Raw genomic sequence first — 1,361 nt, forward strand, 5'->3', positions numbered from 1 at the left:
ACCCGTAGCTTCGGTACCTGGTTTGAGCCCCGTTACATCTTCCGCGCAGGCCGACTCGACTAGTGAGCTATTACGCTTTCTTTAAAGGATGGCTGCTTCTAAGCCAACCTCCTAGCTGTCTGAGCCTTCCCACATCGTTTCCCACTTAACCAGGATTTCGGGACCTTAGCTGACGGTCTGGGTTGTTTCCCTTTTCACAACGGACGTTAGCACCCGCTGTGTGTCTCCCACGCGTCACTCACCGGTATTCGGAGTTTGCCTCGGGTTGGTAAGTCGGGATGACCCCCTAGCCGAAACAGTGCTCTACCCCCGGCGGTGCTACGTGAGGCGCTACCTAAATAGCTTTCGAGGAGAACCAGCTATCTCCGGGCTTGATTAGCCTTTCACTCCGATCCACAAGTCATCCAAATCTTTTTCAACAGATCCTGGTTCGGTCCTCCAGTTGATGTTACTCAACCTTCAACCTGCTCATGGATAGATCGCCCGGTTTCGGGTCTATTCCCAGCGACTGGTCGCCCAGTTAAGACTCGGTTTCCCTACGCCTCCCCTAATCGGTTAAGCTCGCCACTGAAAATAAGTCGCTGACCCATTATACAAAAGGTACGCGGTCACATGACATGCATGCTCCCACTGCTTGTACGCATACGGTTTCAGGATCTATTTCACTCCCCTCTCCGGGGTTCTTTTCGCCTTTCCCTCACGGTACTGGTTCACTATCGGTCAGCCAGGAGTATTTAGCCTTGGAGGATGGTCCCCCCGTCTTCAGTCAAGGTTTCTCGTGCCCCGACCTACTCGATTTCACGTGATCAGATTTTCGGCTACGGGGCTATCACCCGCTATGGCTGGCCTTCCCAGGCCATTCGCCTAATCGGTCACACGCTTAAGGGCTGCTCCCCGTTCGCTCGCCGCTACTGGGGGAATCTCGGTTGATTTCTTTTCCTCGGGGTACTGAGATGTTTCAGTTCCCCCGGTTCGCCTCCCAACCCCTATGGATTCAGGGTGGGATACCCACGTTACCGTGGGTGGGTTTCCCCATTCAGAAATGCCCGGGTCACAGGTCGTTTGCCACCTCGCCGAGCCTTATCGCAGGCTTCCACGTCTTTCATCGCCTCTGGCTGCCTAGGCATCCACCGTATGCGCTTCATCGCTTGACCATATAACCCCAAGAGGTCTGGTCCGCGATGACGATCGACAATTGCCGGATACGCTTGAGACGTATCTCGTGTCTCTTCCTCTCGGAAGAAACTTGTCAGCATGATTCACATTGTTAAAGAGCAGACTGTCAATCGACAGTCACAAACCTGACATCACCGAAGGTGACAATGGCTTGTGACTGCAGACTCGATCAGGTCATCGACTGT

1 rRNA gene is annotated in these 1,361 nt (G+C 53.9%); it reads right to left on the reverse strand.

Annotated features, from left to right (window positions below):
• Positions 1-1,154 (reverse strand): 23S ribosomal RNA (locus BMY30_RS17440); the annotation flags it as partial.
• Positions 1,155-1,361: the final 207 nt, after the last annotated feature.

The organism is Halomonas daqiaonensis (genome assembly GCF_900109725.1).
Taxonomy (GTDB): Bacteria; Pseudomonadota; Gammaproteobacteria; order Pseudomonadales; family Halomonadaceae; genus Halomonas; species Halomonas daqiaonensis.